Source organism: Microcoleus sp. Pol12B3, assembly GCF_036701355.1.
GTDB lineage: Bacteria > Cyanobacteriota > Cyanobacteriia > Cyanobacteriales > Microcoleaceae > Microcoleus.
This window is the reverse complement of record NZ_JAUBQS010000030.1, coordinates 40947-58023: the sequence shown is the minus strand read 5'-3', so window position 1 is coordinate 58023 and position 17077 is coordinate 40947. Positions and strand designations below refer to the sequence as shown.

General features: G+C 45.5%; 10 protein-coding genes and 1 pseudogene. 3 read left to right on the top strand and 8 right to left on the bottom strand.

Translation table 11 applies throughout. The annotated features are described in order from the left end of the window. Positions 1 to 15: 15 nt before the first annotated feature. The 5 genes and pseudogenes from QUA53_RS16785 to QUA53_RS16765 all read right to left on the bottom strand — a co-directional run. A complete protein-coding gene (locus QUA53_RS16785; RefSeq protein WP_333096098.1) occupies positions 16 to 2040 on the bottom strand; it encodes a nitrate ABC transporter ATP-binding protein in 2025 nt (674 codons plus the stop codon). Between the two features lie 160 nt (positions 2041 to 2200). Beyond that, positions 2201 to 3070 carry a nitrate ABC transporter permease gene (ntrB, locus tag QUA53_RS16780; protein ID WP_333035909.1) on the bottom strand — a complete coding sequence of 290 codons (870 nt, stop codon included), beginning with the start codon at positions 3068 to 3070 and terminating at the stop codon, positions 2201 to 2203. 165 nt (positions 3071 to 3235) lie between these two features. Then, complete coding sequence (locus QUA53_RS16775) at positions 3236 to 4558, bottom strand: CmpA/NrtA family ABC transporter substrate-binding protein (protein ID WP_333096099.1); 1323 nt, start codon at positions 4556 to 4558, stop codon at positions 3236 to 3238. 91 nt (positions 4559 to 4649) lie between these two features. After that, complete coding sequence (locus QUA53_RS16770) at positions 4650 to 4976, bottom strand: 2Fe-2S iron-sulfur cluster-binding protein (protein WP_333096164.1); 327 nt, start codon at positions 4974 to 4976, stop codon at positions 4650 to 4652. Between the two features lie 18 nt (positions 4977 to 4994). Beyond that, positions 4995 to 6533: pseudogene (locus tag QUA53_RS16765) on the bottom strand (ferredoxin--nitrite reductase); the annotation flags it as partial. A 612-nt stretch (positions 6534 to 7145) separates the two neighbouring features. Here QUA53_RS16765 and QUA53_RS16760 point away from each other — a divergent pair. Together QUA53_RS16760 and QUA53_RS16755 are read left to right on the top strand one after the other, a co-directional pair. Further along, positions 7146 to 7361, top strand: coding sequence for a hypothetical protein (locus tag QUA53_RS16760; protein WP_333096100.1), 216 nt, complete (start codon positions 7146 to 7148; stop codon positions 7359 to 7361). Between the two features lie 899 nt (positions 7362 to 8260). Continuing rightward, the gene (locus QUA53_RS16755) at positions 8261 to 9148 is read left to right on the top strand and encodes a PEP-CTERM sorting domain-containing protein (RefSeq protein ID WP_333096102.1); all 888 of its coding nucleotides are present in this window, start codon (positions 8261 to 8263) and stop codon (positions 9146 to 9148) included. A 96-nt stretch (positions 9149 to 9244) separates the two neighbouring features. Here QUA53_RS16755 and QUA53_RS16750 read toward each other — a convergent pair whose 3' ends face one another. From QUA53_RS16750 to QUA53_RS16740, 3 genes are all read right to left on the bottom strand, one after another. Next, positions 9245 to 11899 (bottom strand): C39 family peptidase, encoded by a 2655-nt coding sequence (locus tag QUA53_RS16750; protein ID WP_333096103.1) that lies wholly within the window; start codon positions 11897 to 11899, stop codon positions 9245 to 9247. Between the two features lie 445 nt (positions 11900 to 12344). Then, a complete protein-coding gene (locus tag QUA53_RS16745) occupies positions 12345 to 12785 on the bottom strand; it encodes a peroxiredoxin (RefSeq protein WP_333068093.1) in 441 nt (146 codons plus the stop codon). A gap of 384 nt (positions 12786 to 13169) precedes the next feature. After that, positions 13170 to 14657, bottom strand: coding sequence for a catalase (locus QUA53_RS16740; RefSeq protein WP_333096104.1), 1488 nt, complete (start codon positions 14655 to 14657; stop codon positions 13170 to 13172). Between the two features lie 346 nt (positions 14658 to 15003). Here QUA53_RS16740 and QUA53_RS16735 point away from each other — a divergent pair, with 346 nt between their 5' ends. After that, positions 15004 to 17007 (top strand): ATP-binding protein, encoded by a 2004-nt coding sequence (locus QUA53_RS16735; protein WP_333096105.1) that lies wholly within the window; start codon positions 15004 to 15006, stop codon positions 17005 to 17007. The last annotated feature ends 70 nt before the right edge of the window (positions 17008 to 17077 follow it).

Genomic DNA, 17077 nt, shown 5'->3' with positions numbered 1-17077 from the left:
CTTCCTATTTGCTGGTTATGCTGGCAGTTTGATGGAACATTGACTGCCTATTTGTTCAATTAAAATTTCTTCAATGCGGAGGGCGCGCTTAATTTTGACATTTTGAAGATACTGGATCGGGTCGTCTAGATTAAACACAGTGCCGTCAAATAGCTCGATCGTCCGGCGATCTCTGGCGATATCCGGCAAACCCAATTCGCGCACTGCTTGACCGAAAACATCGGGCCGCAAAACTCGATCGACCACTTCCACCCAGTTTTTCGGGAACGGGATCAGCCCCCAGCGAGCCATCTGCGCCATCACCCACACCATTTCTAGGCGGTCTGGACAATTGGTTTTGTCAACGTAGAACTGGTTGAAGTTGTAGAGCATTTCTGGTTCTGCCTCCGTACCGGAGTTGTACGGGTCGAGGAACCCCGGACGGATATCTTTCGGATCGGCGCCGATGTATTGTTCTTGGCTGATCAATGCTAGGACTTCTTCGCGGTTGCGGCGGTCGTCGCAGTAGTCGCAGGCTTCCAAAAGCGCTTTGACGAGGGCGAGGTGGGTTTGAGGATATTTCTGAGCCCAATCTTCGGTAACACCGAGAACTTTTTCGATGTGTCCGGGCAAAATATCGAGGGAACGGGCCATGACAAAACCCGTACCGCTGTTGACTGCGTGGGAGTTCCAGGGGTCGCCTGAACAGTAGCCGTCAATGTTGCCTGCTTTTAAATTCGCTACCATCTGGGGGGGCGGAATCACGGTCAAGCCCACGTCGAGGTCGGGGTCGATACCGCCGGCGGCCAGCCAGTAGCGGAACAGCAGATTGTGCATGGAGGCGGAGTGTACCATGCCCAAGGTGTGAACTTTATCGGGACTCTTGGCGATCGCGGCTTTGAAACCCTCTAATGTCCGAATGCCTTGTTTGTAAAGGTCTTTGCTGAAAATAATCGAATTGCCGTTGCGAGACAGCGTGAGGGCGCTACAGACGGGCACAGGGACTTCACCGTCGAGCCCCAACAGCATACCGATCGGCATTCCTGCGACCATCTGCGCCGCATCCAGCCGTCCTTCGGCGACTCCTTTGGCGATCGCTTTCCAGCCCGGTTCGCGGCTGAGAGTAACTTCTTCCAAGCCGTGGGCTTTGAAAAATCCTTTTTCTTTAGCTACTACTAAGGGGGCGCAGTCGGTGAGGGGAATAAAGCCGATGTCGAGGTTGATTTTTTCCAGACCGTTGCGGGCGATGACAGCGGGCTGTTGTTTGGCCCGGCGCTGTTTGACCCGCTTTTGCTGGTTGAGGAAGTAAACCATTTCGTTACGCAGCGCGTAGTAACTCGGATGGTTGACAACTTCCATGCGCTTGCGGGGGCGGGGAATGTTCACTTCGAGGATTTGCCCGATTTGCGCTTCCGGGCCGTTGGTGAGCATCACAATGCGATCGCTCAGTAATAAAGCTTCGTCCACGTCGTGAGTTACCATCACGCTGGTGACTTTGCTTTCTTCGCAAATTTTCATCAACTGGTCTTGCAAACCGCCGCGAGTTAAAGCATCGAGGGCGCCGAAGGGTTCGTCTAGCAACAGCAATTTTGGGCGAATCGCCAGGGCGCGGGCGATCGCCACTCTTTGTTTCATCCCCCCAGAAATTTCGCCCGGGCGTTTGTCAGCGGCGTGTCCGAGTCCGACTAATTTAATGTGGTGTTCGATCACCAACTCGCGATCTTCTTTAGAGTTACCGCTGTAAATTTCCTCTACCGCTAGGGCAATATTTTCGCGCACCGTCAGCCAAGGTAGCAGCGAGTAATTTTGAAACACCACCATTCTATCCGGGCCTGGGTCGCGGACTTCGCGCCCTTCTAAAGTAATCCCGCCCTGACTTGCTTTGTCGAGGCCGGCGATGATATTTAGCAGCGTAGATTTGCCGCAGCCCGAGTGTCCGATTAAGGTGATGAATTCTCCTTTTTTAATTTTAAGTTCGATATTTTTAAGAGCGATGTATTGCTCTCCATTGGGCAAGTTAAATACGCGGTCAACGTGGTCTACTTCAACAAATACTGACATGGTAATTTTAGGTTGGTTTGTAATTTGTAAGATGCTGATTATTAATTGGGCATTGGGCATGGGGCATTGGGCATTAATTTACGACTAATTTCTACCAGTTTGTAGTTGGCAACCATTCCCCATTCCCCATTCCCCATGCCCGATGCCAGATGCCCAAATTCTATTTCTGTTCTTCCGGAACTACTTTGGAAGCGATGAAACCAACGATTCTGTCTAAAATTAAGCCAACAATTCCTACATAAAGCACTGCTAGAATAACTGCGCTGAGTCGAGAACTGTTGTAAGCGTCCCAGATGAAGAAGCCGATGCCGACGCCGCCGACTAACATTTCCGCAGCTACGATCGCCAGCCAAGACAAACCGATACCAATTCTCAAGCCAGTGAAGATGTAAGGAACTGAAGAGGGGAGCAGGATTTTCCAGAAGTATTTTTGATTGGGGAGGCGCAAGACGCGGGCGACGTTTCTGTAGTCTTGGGGTATTTGTTGAACGCCTACTGTGGTATTAATTAAAATCGGCCAAATTGCTGTAATTAAGATTACGAATAGTGCTGATACTTCGTTAGCTTTTACCCCCATGCCTTCAAAGGGATTGAACTGTTGAAATACTGCCAGGGCGATCGGCAGCCAAGCCAGGGGCGGGATAGTTCTGAATACTTGAAACAGCGGGTCTAAAGCATCGAACATTAAGGAGTTTGTGCCGATCAGGATTCCCAAACTGATGCCGAGAACTGCTGCTAGAGTAAAGCCGATCGCCACCCGCTGCAAACTAGCCAAAATTTGCCAGAACAAGCCTTTGTCTGTACCGCCGTTGTCGAAGAAAGGATTGATAATCAGATTCCAGCTTTCTTGGACAGCTTTGATTGGCCCGGGCAAGGTGGATGAGGCATCGTGGCAGAGGATTTGCCAGATTATGAGCAGAACTGTAATTGCTACCAGCGGGCGGATGATTTTTCTGCGGTTTTTTTGAACCTGATCCAGAACGAAATTTACTGGATTTTTGCTTTTAGTAACAGCGAGGTTTGTTGCCATTTTTGTTTTGCAGTATTGTGAATAATCGATTATTTGTAGATACTTTGAACAGAGTTGAGCAGGTTTTGAACCTGGAACGCACCCTGCGTTTCACTCGGCCCAACACCGTCAATTTTAGGTATTTGTCAACTGTCAACAGTCAACTGTCAACAGTCAACAAACTAATTATGCTTTTTTGATTGCCAGACCATTCAGATATTCTTGTGGTTTTTCTGGGTCAAACTTTACGCCGTCAAAGAAGGTTTCAACACCGCGAGAAGTGGTAGTAGGAATTTGGGTGGCGGGAACGCCAAGTGCTGTCGCTGCTGCTTTCCAAATATCTTCGCGGTTAACTTTATCAACCGTGGCTTTGATGTCGGTAGTTGCCGGCATATAACCCCAACGAATATTTTCAGTTAAGAACCAAGTATCATGGCTCTTGTAGGGATAAGAAGCATTATCAGCCCAGAATTTCATCGCCACTGGGCTGGCAGCTTCAATGCGGCCGGTACCGTAGTCAATTTGACCCTTAGAGCGACCGATAATATCTGCTACTGGCACTTTTAACCACTTATCTTGAGAGATTATTTGGCACATCTCATCGTGATTTTCTGCCTTGTCGCACCACTGCTGGGCTTCCAGTACGGCCATTGTTATTGCTTTAGCAGCTTTGGGGTTTTTCTCAACCCAATCTCCTCTTAAAGCGAAAGCTTTTTCTGGGTGGTCTTTCCAAAGTTCTCCGGTTACTAACGCGGTGTATCCTACCTTTTGAGTAACTAGCTGAGCATTCCAAGGTTCGCCTACGCAAAAGGCTTCCATGCTGCCAGATTTCATGTTCGCTACCATTTGGGGCGGGGGTATGGGAATTACGGAAACATCTGTATCTGGATTAATACCGCCGGCTGCTAGCCAGTAGCGCATCCACAAGTCGTGGGTGCCACCGGGAAAAGTTATAGCAATTTTTTGATTGGCGAGGGCTTCTTTGAGAGGTTTGCTGTCAGTACCTACTTTTAAATCTAGGTATTTTTTGCTGAGGGAAATTGCTTGACCGTTAGTATTTAACCGGGCAACAATGTTCATCGGCACTGGCTGATTGCCTTTGGTAATAGTGCCTAATGTCATTTGGTAAGGCATCGGGGATAAGATGTGGGCGCCGTCAATCCCACCTTTTTCGGAACCGAGTTCTAAGTTGTCGCGAGTAACTGGCCAAGATGCTTGTTTGGTAACTTGTACGTCTTTCATCCCGTACTTGGCAAATAACCCTTTTTCTTGGGCGATGATTAAGGGTGCTGAGTCGGTGAGGGCGATGAATCCGAGTTTGGCTGCGGTAACTTCTGGGGCATCGGCAGGGTTGATGTTGACTGCTGGTGCGGCGCTGGGTGATGCGCCGCTGGGAGTTGCGCTAGAGGTGGTGGAAGTGGAAGCGGAACTGCAACCGTGGGCGAGAAGGGTGCCGGCTGCTGTTGCTCCAGCGGTGATGATGAATTTTCTTCTGGAAAGGTTGCTCATTTGTCTTGAATTGTTGTTGTACTTTGAGATCGTGGAAATGTGAGATGTGAGATTGATTCGCGACCTTCGCATCGCATCTCACATTGTGAGATTAGGCGTCGATCGACACTTTGCCGATCGCCCGGGCGCTGCAAGCTAAAATGAACCCTGGTTCTAAGTCTCGGGCCGCGTCGGGTTGGCTGTCGTAGACTGTTTGGCCTTCTAGGAGTTTCTGCTGGCAAGTGCCACAGCTTCCGGACCGACAATTGCTGTCAAGTTCGACTCCGGCCCGTTCGGCAACATCGAGAATGAACTCATCTTCGCTGCAAGGAACTTCTTTGCCCGATCGAGCGAAAATGACAGTAGATGTCTGAGGTTTTGCTGCGGGGACTGCCGTTTCGTCCCTGTCAACCGTCAGTTGCAGTTGCCGGTTCAGCACAGCTACATCCCCTGTAATCTCTTTGGGAACTGCCCCAAACTGCTCGACTAACAATTGATGCAGCACTGGTTTGAGGTCTTCGCAAGGGATGCTTTTTTGGACGCAAGTACCCAAATGAGCGTCTTTTCCGACCGTGCCTCCCATGTAAATGTCTACACCTTCGAGGGTTTTGCCGTTCTTGCGAACTTTTGTTCCCATCAAACCGATGTCTGCTACTTGGGGTTGACCGCAGGAATTGGGGCAACCCGTCCAGTGAATTCTCACAGGTTTGGGAACTGACAGTTCGCCTTCGAGTTCCTCAATCATTGCCACGGATCGGCTTTTGGTTTCGATGAGGGCAAAGTTGCAAAACTTGGCGCCGGTGCAGGAAACCAAGGCTCGCGTCAGCGGTGCGGGATCGATCGAAAAACGCTGCAACAGCGGTTCTTTGACCAGCGATTCAATCCGCGAGTCGGGAACGTTGGGAACAATCACGTTTTCTTCCACAGTGAGCCTGAGCTCGCCGCTGCCGTAAACCTCGGCGATTCGGGCCAAATCGAACAAATCCGATGCCTGCAGCCGTCCGACTGGAACGTGCAGCCCTACATAGTTGAGCCCTGATTGTTTTTGGGGGTAGATGCCGATGTGGTCGCGTTTGTCCCAGGTGATTTCATCTTTGGGCGCGGCGGCGGGCAAAGTGCGACCTAATTCTTGTTCGACTTCGGCTCGGAATTGTTCGATTCCGAGTTCGTCAATCAGCCACATCAGCCGCGATTTTTGGCGGTTTGCTCTCGGGCCTTGATCGCGAAACACAGTTAAAATTGCTTTGCACAAATCTACAACGTCGCTGGGACTTGCCCATGCGTTGAGAGGAATTGCAGCTTCGCAGCGTTTGGCAGAGAAGAAACCGCCGACTAAAACGTTAAAGCCGATGTTGCCATCTTTGTAAGCGGGTACGAAGGCGATGTCGTTGATTTCTGCGTGGACTGAGTTGTCGCGGCAGCCTGCGATCGCAATATTAAACTTTCTCGGCAAATTTGAAAACGCGGGGTTGCCTTCGCCGCTGTTCGTAATCATGTCTTGGACTTGGTTCACCAGTTCCCGCGTATCTATCAGTTCGTCGGCGTCCAGGCCCGCGACTGGGGAACCCGTGATGTTGCGTACGTTGTCCATGCCCGACTGGATGCTGGTCATGCCCGCTTCTTTGAGGCGGCGGAAGATGTCGGGTACATCTTCAATGCGAATTCCGCGCAATTGCAGGTTTTGTCTGGTGGTGATGTCGGCGCTGCCGTCGTCGCCGTAGCGTTGGACGATTTCTGCTAGCGTTCTGGTTTGATTGCTAGTAATTATGCCGTTGGGCAAGCGCAGCCGCATCATGAATTTGCCGGGAGTTACTGGCCGAAAGAAGATGCCGAGCCATTTGAGGCGGTGCTCGCGATCGGTTTCGTCCATTGCTTCCCAGCCGATTGTGGCGAAGTGGTCGAGTTCGGCTTTTAATGCTAAGCCATCTTTTTCGGCTTTGAGTTTTTCAAACTTGTTCAGGCTCGCTTGGGCTTTGGGCTCTACTGTTTGGGTCATGGGTTTACCCTCGCTGCTGGCTTGTGTGGGGAGGTATTGACTTGGAGCATAAAGTGTGTGTTTCCTGCTAACCTTAGTGACTGTATGGATTTAAAACTGTATATTTAGTTACTAGATGGAATTTCTTTTAAGCATGGTTGGTCTTCTGTAAACTTTAGCTTGACTGGGCGCTGGCTCGAACGTCGCCAAACTATTTACGGTTATAGTTGCTACCGATGATTCGGTCGATCGCTGCGTTTCGATGCACCTTTGTTATGAGCTAATGTAAAGCCCACGATTGTAAATATTCGTAGCTATTTTTACAAAATATTGAGTTTTATGAATATTTCGCATAATGCCGATGCGTTTTATACATGGGAAATGGGTAAAGACACCCAAAAAACCGAAAAATCTCTCTAAATCTTTAGATTTACGACGGAAGAGGTGGAAATTGGAATATCTAAGATTAATGTTGTGAGTGCGATCGCAGACTTAAAACAAGATCGTCACAACATTAGAGCGGTCGCTGTCACACAGTTGGCCTCAAAACATCACATTATGTGCTATGCCAGCGTCACTATTAATTTTCGGAGAACGAGAGATGATATAAGCATCGAATTCAGGGAATGTCTCATGCTTTTAGTTCAACTTATTCCCGGCGCTATTTGCGAAATGCTTGCCTCTGTTAGCGATACGGGTTGTTTGACTTTAGCCGATCGCTACGGCTTGATGGCCGCTGTTTTGGACGACTCTCTCGACGAGGAATACAGACTTTCAATTAACCGCCTGCTGCGTTCTGTAGTGAAGGGAAGAGTCAAGATAGTCAACGAACTGTCGGTGATATGTTAACAGCATTTAAAAATTTGATTGATTTATGCAGGGCTGCAAGTGCAGAGACCGCCGCCCGAGTTAAAAGGAACCCACGATGGCTGCTGCGGATGTAGGGCCGGAAGTTTATTGGCTGTTGTAAAAACGTGCGATCGCTCTTGCCGTATGATTTTTTTTGATTATCCAATTCTCGCTTTGGGCAGCACTTACAGAAAAAGTGGTGATTCACAGTTTTGACGCTCTATTGAGAGCCTGTTGGGTGGAACGCTGATGGTAAAATTATTAAAACTGCTGTGCGCGATCGGCATTTGAGGAGTTGGAGGAATGAAGTCATCCCAACCCACGTAATTATAATTATTAGACATCTCCATAAAACCCTGTCTTGAACAGGCAGGATGCCTGTTCCACAATAATTATGGGGTAGGTCTATTGAACAGGGCTGGAGATGACACGCAAGTTATGAAAATTATTAATCAAAAAATCGAAATATTCACAGAAGCAGGCATCGGCATCTACAACATCATGCCCCTTTTTGTCAAAATTCATTGGTAATTGATAAAAACTCAATTAAGTCGAGCGGCAGGAAAAAACAATAATATCTTGTAGGGACCGGTAAAGCCTAGATCTTGAATCGCGGACAGTTTATTGCTGCACTCAACCGCCTAAAACTGGTAGCTGGTTTATTTTCACCTATACAAGGCTTATGCAGCCATACTTTATATTGTGCCTGCATAAATCCTGTATTTAGTTACTGCCATTGGTTAGTTTTTTTAACCAATATAGTTGATATAATGCGATCGCCCGACCAAATTTTTAGCAATATTTTAATATTTTCCGCCGAAATATATGATTGACTGAAAATTTAAAATAGTCGAGCGAGCAGACTTGACAATTTAAGAATGATTCCCAGGGAGCATTTTATGAAATCCATTGCTAAAAACACCATCCGCTGTACTTACTCAGTGGCTATTTTCTGTGTCCTTTTCGCAATACAGCAACAAAAAGCTACAGCAGCAACGCTATCTAACGGCTGGAATTATGCGATCGATTCCTTCAACGACGGCGTGACAGGACCCCAAATAGGCGGCGGGGAATTTGAATTTTACGGCATCGCCATTAAAGAAACATCAGATACAGCTTTCATCGCCATCAATTCTAATCTAAGTTTAGCAGGATATGCCGACCCACTAGCTCAAAGAGGCAACATCAACTACGGCGATTTATTCTTCAATTTTTCCGGTCAAAACTTCAATACAGCTAACGCAAACGGCAGCTTGTTTGGTATCCGCTTTGCCGAAGGCAATGACTCCGGCGTGGCGACAACAGGCGTTTACACAAATGTTACAGCGAACAACGTCACCCAAACTAACTCTGGCTTTAGCAATTTAAATCAATTCAATACGGTAGTGGAATCTCAAGGCGGAACCCCATCAATGGGCGATTTAGCTGCCACAGATCCCTACTTTGAACAAACAGGAAACTTGACTATTCTCAACTCAATGGCTACGGGTACAAAAGTAGGAGAAATCAATTTTTTAACGCCAGCAACTTTGAGTGTCCTCGGTCTTGATTTCGGTCAGTTTAATGTCGTGGGTTCTCAAACAATTGGATTCAGTTTCAATAAATCCTCAATGTCTTCGGGGAACTATATTGCTAACTTTTTTGCCGAGTGCGCTAACGATGCGATCGCTATTCAAGGATCGTTTGAGGCTGTACCCGAACCTTCTACTTGGTTTGGTACTTTACTAGGATTGAGCTTTTTAGGTATTGGCGCTGCCAAACGCAAAAGTAAGCGCAAGATTTCCTAAGTTAGGTAGGGTGTGCATTCAGTACCTTACGAATAGCTGTTATGCACACCTTACTAATAAGCGTAGTGCCTCACAAATTGCCAACAGTAGAGTAGATTATGGATAGATAAAATGCGCCCAAACATTTCCATCTGGCCCAGCAACTTGATTGACGTAACTGTAGGGATACATCAACTTTCTTCCCTCTGTATCGCTGTAACCAGTGAGTGCATTTCCCCAAGGATCTTGCACGATATAACCCTGAGAATTGTAGCCAATTACAGTAAGAATGTGACCGGCAGCAGTAAAATCTCCGGCTAAAACTACTGGCCGCCGATTTAGCAATTCCGATCGCACCTCTGCCCACGTGCGAGTCGTACTAAAACTCGTCTTAAACCCGTAGGCTTGAATCAGCGCCGAAAGCACACTGTGATCCGTTTGAGAACCCTGGCCGGCATAATCGAAACACCACTGCAACAACTCATCCTCCAACTGTCCGCCCCACTGAGAACGAATGCCGTAATAATAAAGCACCATTGCGATCGAAGTTACGTTGCAAGTAGACCAGTCAAAACGCGGATTGTCCCGCTGCGAAAAATACGGCACGTTCAATTCCACATTGTTCGGAACCGGATCGAAAATTTTATCTCCCCGCTTGAACTGAACAAAACTAGGAAAAACATAACCTGTATTGCCAAAATTAGGCAGTTCTTCAGTCAGGGAAACTTTCAAGTGAGCTCCTTCCGCACCGTAGCTGTTCACGCCGTAAACTCGACCTAAAGGCAGCGTAGTTTTCTCGCTACTGCTCAGGCTACCAGAATCTACCGGCCGTTTTTTAAACACAGTTGCTTGCAGGATTGTCATCGTCAAAGCATCGGGGTCAAAGGGAACTTCTTTGCCGTCTTTTTTAATTTTAACGTCCTGCCAGTAAATAAATCCGATATTGCCGAAACCGGGAATTGGTTGGGCGAGAGTTACTCGGAAATGCCCCAAAATGCAGGCATAACCAGTGATGGCATAGGTAGTGCCTAAAAGTAGGTCAGCAACTTGATTGGCAGGCAGTTTAGATGAATCTTCGGGCTTAGCTTTAATCTGAGTTGTTTGAGTTACCAACAGTTGAGCGCTGACGTTGCTATTGGGTACGTCAGCCAGGTTAAATTTTAGGATTTGAGTACCTTTGGCCAACTGAACGTCGGGTTCATAAAAATAGCCAAAAGTGCCGATCGGCCAAATTGCTGAATCCAGAACCACCTTGAGATGCCCGTCAATAAATCCGTATTTGCTAACTGCCAACGTCTGGCCTGCTTTGACAAAAACTTTTTGCTGATTGTTGAGCCGGGAAGAATCAAGGGGAGCTACCTTAAACAAAGTGTCAGAAACTATCTTTAAGGTCAAACCTTGTCCGACAGTTAGCGGATCGGTAGTTACGGTAATGTAAATTATTTGGCTGCCAGTAACGTTGCCTTTGCTGTCAGTTGCCCGCAACCTCAGCCACCTAGCTCCCGCTACGCTAAATCCTTTAGACAAATTAACTTGCCAAGTGCTGGTCTCTAGGTTTAGAGTGACGGTTAGGGGAAATGTATCCTCAGCTATGACGTCAATTTTTGCTGCTTGTTGCCGATCAAAAGTACCCCGAAGGACGATCGGCTGATTTACTAAAACTTCTGACGGCCCTTGATAAGTTAAATTCACAGCGGGATTAAAAGATTTGCCACCGCGGCTGAATTGCACAAAATCGGGATAAATGAAACCCGTATTGCCAAATTGCGGCAAATTCTCGGTCAGCGAGACTTTAATGTGGCTTTGTTCGATCGAGAATCCGGCAATTCCGTAAATCATTCCCGCCGGCAAGGTAGTTTTTTCTTGGGGTGGCAGGCTAGCGGCATTTATCGGCCGCTTTTTAAACACAGTCGTTTTGATGATTGTCATCGTAACTGCATTTCTATCATACTCAATTCCCCTGCCGTCTCGCAAAATTTGGACGTGCTGCCAGTACAGAAATCCCGAAGTTCCTAGGTTAGGAACTGCCCGAGCAAAAGCGACTCGGAAATGGTTTTCCACGCAAGCGTAGCCAAGAAGATTGAAAGTTTCTCCCAGGTTAAATTGTAACTTCTGAGTCGATCCTAAAGTTCCAGAATCTACAGGGGTGAACTTTAACCAGGTCTTTTTGATCACCCACAGTAACTGCATTCCAGGCGGCGGGACCGGCAACTCAGCGCGATCGAATATGAGAATTTTTGCGCCTTTGGTGATGAGTACGTGTTTTTCGTAGAAAAAGCCGGACTTTCCTACCGGATTAATTGGATTATTTAGTTGAACATTCAGATGTCCGTCTTCTAACTCGTAGTCAGTAATTTGATAAATTTTCCCTGCTGGTATGTCCGCTTTTTGCAGCTCGTTGAGATTGCTCGCGGGCAGTGTTCCGGCTTTAAATTTGGTATCTGTGAGAGTAATTAACGTGAAAAATTGAGCGGGTGACTGAGAAGCAGGATTAACTTTGATGTTAATTGTTTGTTGGCCGATAACTTTGCCGGTCTTATCAGTTGCCCTCACCTGCACTGTGCGAGTTCCGGCGCTATCGAATCCTTTTTCTAAACTGATGTTCCAAATGCCTCTAGAGAGATTTATCCCCACATTCAGGGCATTTGAGCCTTCTGCTGCTGAAATCGCTGCCACTAGATTTTTGTCAAAAGTGCCAACTAAGACAGCGGCTCTATTGACCTCAATTTCTCGCGGGCATAAGTAACTTAAAATAATGTTGCTGCTTGTCATTATATATCCCCCTACCTACTTCATTATTCAGCTAAAGCAAGGATAACTTCTGATTTTATTAAACACAATGACCTGAACTAGGACAAAATCGCCCCTATATTCACCCTACGGGCGGTTAATGCCTTTTCCAGCATAAGTTTTTAATTATTGGCGGGAGTGGCGCCACAAATCTAACTTTAGGCGTACAATGAGCATATTAACCGAATATATGCCTGGTTGAGAGGATTTCTGGTGTAAGTTTTGAGGGAAGGAATTTAGTTCGAGTAAGTTGCTTCCCCCTGTACCCTTAACCCCTCACTTGCTGAGTCAGGACTTACGAAAAAAACCCGGTTCCTAGGAGAATATTGCTTATAGCAACGAGCCATCTAGGAAGAAACCGGGTTTTTAGCCGTTTGGTGCGTGCAGGAGTGTTAGTGCGAGCGGCTAAATTTCGACTAAACTGCGACTAAACTATGGTGACCAGAATATCTTGGGCGTGAGAGTCAACTTTCAGATTTTCTCCTTCATAAACCTGAATAATTTTGCCGGTACCGTCGATGACAAAAGTAACGCGCTTGGCATAATCGCCTTTCTCGACATCGTAAGCTTTGGTAATGGTGCCATCAACATCTGCTAATAGCTGGAAAGGCAAACCGTATTTCTCTGTGAACTTTTTGTGCGATTCCTCGTTGTCTCGGCTGACACCGAGAACTACTATATCTTTTCCCTTGTATTCTTCATGGGCTGCTTTGAAGCTTTGGGCTTGTCTGGTGCAGCCTGGGGTGTCATCTTTGGGGTAGAAATACAAGATTACGGTTTTACCGGCAAATTGGGACAGGGAGACGGTGTTGCCGTTGGTGTCTTTGGCGGTAAATTGAGGAGCGGCACAGCCAATTGGTAATGTCATAGTTTGATTTCTCTTGTTTGGTTTTTATTGCAGTTCCTCAATTTATTTTACTTGGTTCTGTGCCTTTTCAAGAGACAATTGCTAAAAATCGCGTGAAGCGAAGCTATCCCGCTCTTAATCGCCCCCAACTCCATGACGTTAAGCTTTACTGCATTTAATTTGCACCTAAGACGCGGGGTAAGAGTGCCTATTACACGCATAGTTTCAATACTGAGCTCTTGCACCACTGTCAATAATCCTTTTTTGAACAGGACAAGATGCCTGTTCCCCAAAGAGTAGATTTTCTTGTGGAACAGGCATCTTGTCCTGTTCAGGGAAAATAGTGCAATATGTGAGAATAGACATCTGCTTTTTAGCAGATGTCTAATTGAATGTTCGCGGATTCTACACACCAACCGGTTGAGCAGCAGCCATCATAGATGGATCGATCGCAATTCCCAAACCTTCTGCAACTTGGCGGCCGTAATTCGGATCGGCGCGGAAAAAATGGCACAATTGGCGCATCTGAATCTCCGATTTTGCTGCACTCAAACTTTCCACAATGTTAGCGACAAGCCGCTGCTGTGCGTCGGGTTTCATCAAGCGATAGAGGTCTCCTGCTTGGGTATAATCGTCATTTCCCTTACGGTGATCGTAGCGATCGACTTTGACATTTCCTAAGTCCCAAGCTGGGTCAGCATAGACCGAATTTTGCTTCGGGGCATCTTCGTGGCTGTTCGGTTCGTAGTTGGGCCCGCTACCACCGTTATTACCCGGTGCCATGGCGCCATCCCGTTGATAGTGCATCACGGGACACTTTGGTTGATTGACGGGCAATTGCTGATAGTTTGCACCGAGACGGTAGCGTTGAGCATCTGGATAAGACATGATGCGAGATTGCAGCACTTTGTCTGGAGAGAAGCTAATACCTGTAACGACATTAGAAGGAGAAAATGCCGCCTGTTCCACCTCAGCAAAAAAGTTTTGTGGATTGCGATTGAGTTCAAGAATTCCCACATCAATTAACGGAAACTCAGAGTGCTTCCACACTTTTGTCAAGTCAAAGGGGCTTTCGCGATATTCTGCGGCTTGGGCCTCGGTCATTACTTGAATGCAAAACCGCCATTTGGGATAGTTACCTTGCTCGATCGCCTCAAACAAGTCGCGAGTGGCATGATCGGGGTCTTCGCCTTTGATTCGCGTCGCTTCTTCGGCGGTGAAATTGTCAATACCTTGCATGGTTTTGAAGTGGAATTTGCACCAAACCCGTTCTCCTTGAGCATTAATTAGGCTGAAGGTATGGCTGCCAAAACCGTCCATGTGGCGGTGGTTTTTCGGCGTACCGCGATCGGAAAACAGAATAGTTATCTGATGCAAAGCTTCTGGACTCAAGGACCAGAAATCCCACTTTGCGTCAGCATCTTTGAGATGCGTTTGGGGATGGCGCTTTTGGGTGTGGATTAAATCAGGGAATTTCAGAGGATCGCGGATGAAGAAAACAGGCGTGTTGTTCCCTACTAAATCCCAGTTTCCTTCTTCGGTGTAGAACTTGATCGAAAAACCTCTGGGGTCACGTTCGGCATCCGCTGAACCTTGTTCTCCGCCTACGGTAGAGAAGCGGAGGAGAACCTGAGTTTGTTTGCCAATTTCTGAAAATAGGTGAGCTTTGGTGTAGCGAGTAATGTCATGGGTGACGGTAAACGTGCCAAATGCAGCGGCTCCTTTTGCATGGACAACGCGCTCAGGAATGCGTTCCCGGTTGAAGTGAGCCAGTTTTTCCATCAGGTGAAAATCCTGCATGAGGATAGGCCCGCGTTCACCTGCTGTCAAGGAATTCTGGTTATCTGCAACCGGAATTCCGCTAGCGGTTGTCAATGTTTTGTCTTCTGTCATAGTGGGTAAATTAATTGCTCCATCCTAAGTATTCTATACCTTTCTGGGGCCCAGGTGTTTCTGCGGTGGTTATTCTCAGATGGGCGATTTTGTGTTAAGTTATTGGCGTATCATTAGATTTTGCTAATGCCATTAAACTTAATTTATTAAATAAAATATGATTAATTTCTCTATTTAGTCAGGGAGATTGCCATCGCGAGTGGGTGCATCTACGAATCTGCTGGTTTACGACCAGAGCAGGTTATGGTAATATGATTAGAGTCACCATCTCCCAAAGTCACGCCGGAAATAATCGTGGCTTAAGCAGGGGAACCACGAGATCTAAACTAAAAGTTCAATTGGTTATATGAAAAACTTTCAACATTTTGAATCATTTGATCCTCTTGAAGCTAAAACAGCGGCAGCTACAGAAGTTAAATTAAAAGCTCTAAAAAATGAAATAAAAGGAATTCTGACATCCTATGTGGGATGGTACGATCCATTCTGCGAAACAATCCAAAATGCTATGGATGCCGTAGACAAGCGTGCTGAAAAAGAGAACGGTTCGTATGAGCCAACAATCTGGATAACAATTGATATAAAAGAAAACAGACTGATAGTTACAGATAATGGAATTGGATTAGATGAAAGTCAATTTAAATCTTTCTTAGCTCCATTTTTTTCTTTCAAGTCGAAAAAGAATCGTGGACACAAAGGTGTAGGAGCTACCTATCTTGCTTATGGATTTAACCACATCCAGCTCTGTACTAAAACAGAAAGCTTTACCGCGGTTGGAAAAATGTTACACGCTAAAGATTGGGTAGAAGATGAAAGTCCTTCAAGCCGACCTGAAGTTACAAATGACATAGACGGCCCTTTAGACAAACACTTTATAGACGGTGTAGATACAGGCGTTTCCATTTGCATACACTTTGATAAACATACATTTCCTAAAGATCTTAATTGGGTGGGAATGAATGAAGCTAGTGCATGGCTGAAGGTCTTGCGCCTCAAAACTGCTTTGGGAGCAATCAATCCTACTTATGGGTTAAACATTGTTTTAAATGTTATTGATAAGCTGGGAAATTCAACACAAGATAAAATTAAAAAACCGACTTATTTACGTATTCACGACATATCACCAAATAAGTCGATTGGCTATAAAGAAATACAGAAGAAAAAAGATGAGTTACATAAAAGGCATAAAAATACAGACGATGTTCCAAGCAATTATAAAAATCGCCTTGTTATCTATGGAGAGTGGGATCATGAATCAATTTTGTCTCTAGATAGATGGAGCTTGACAGAAGAAGAAAAAGGACTATTGAAAATTCATAAGCCTTATGTATATTGTGCTTACGTGTGGTCAGTTAATTACTGGAAGGATTTTCATCGAGATATAAAATATAGGATTTCTAGCAAAATTTTACAGGGTGGTATACAGTTAGCTGCCAATAATATGCCGCAAGGAGAGACAGTAACAATTCCATTAGGTCAGAATATTAGTCGTCAAAATAATGCCCATGTGCTAGTTCATTTTGAGGACTATACTCCAGACTTAGGGAGAAAAAACTATAAAAAAGAGTTAATTGAACTGGCTCAAAAAATTGCATCTAAGTTAGTAGATATTTTATTCAAATATCATAAATGTTTAAAACCTACAACTGGAGGAAGGAATCGGGATGAACTATCTAGACAGCAAAGAATTGAAGAATGGAAAAAGGAGATGGAGGAACACGAAAAAAATAATCCTTTAGAGTTAATAAATGAAAATTTCTTTATTCCAACCAAGAAAGTGTCAATAACATCATTTCCTTCCAGAGAACAAGATGTCATTGCTCTATTTAACCAAATGATTGCTGGAGGTGTTATTCGGGGTATCCAGATCATGGCAACGAATGAACGGTCAGACTATGACGGATTATATAGAATACTGATTGACCGTAATGAATTGCATATCTATGATCCAAAACTTAATCCGATAGGAGTTTTAGAAGAAAATCTAGAAAGTTATGAGTCAAATAATCAGCTTCCTTTTCGATCTGTACCCAAAGTATTGGAATATAAATTTTCATTAGATGGATTAATAGAAAATATAGACACAGGCATCAAGAATTCTAAAAATATTAATTTGGTTGTAGTTTGGGAAACAGGTGAAGAATGGAGAAAAAACTATAGGATTGTTACAACTCTACACGAAGATTGTCTAGAGTATCGAAAATATCATGGTGTGACACACATTATGCGAAATGTAGAGACCTATGAAGAAGCTATGGATTTAATTGTTCTTAAAGAATTAATTGAATACCTTAATAACTCAACTGAAGCTCAAAAAACACAGTTTGCAAAATATGAAGAGTACGACGAATAATCAGATGAATTTGCTTGACCTTAACTAAGTGGATTGGTCATAAGAAGTGTTAAATTAATATCAATTGGAT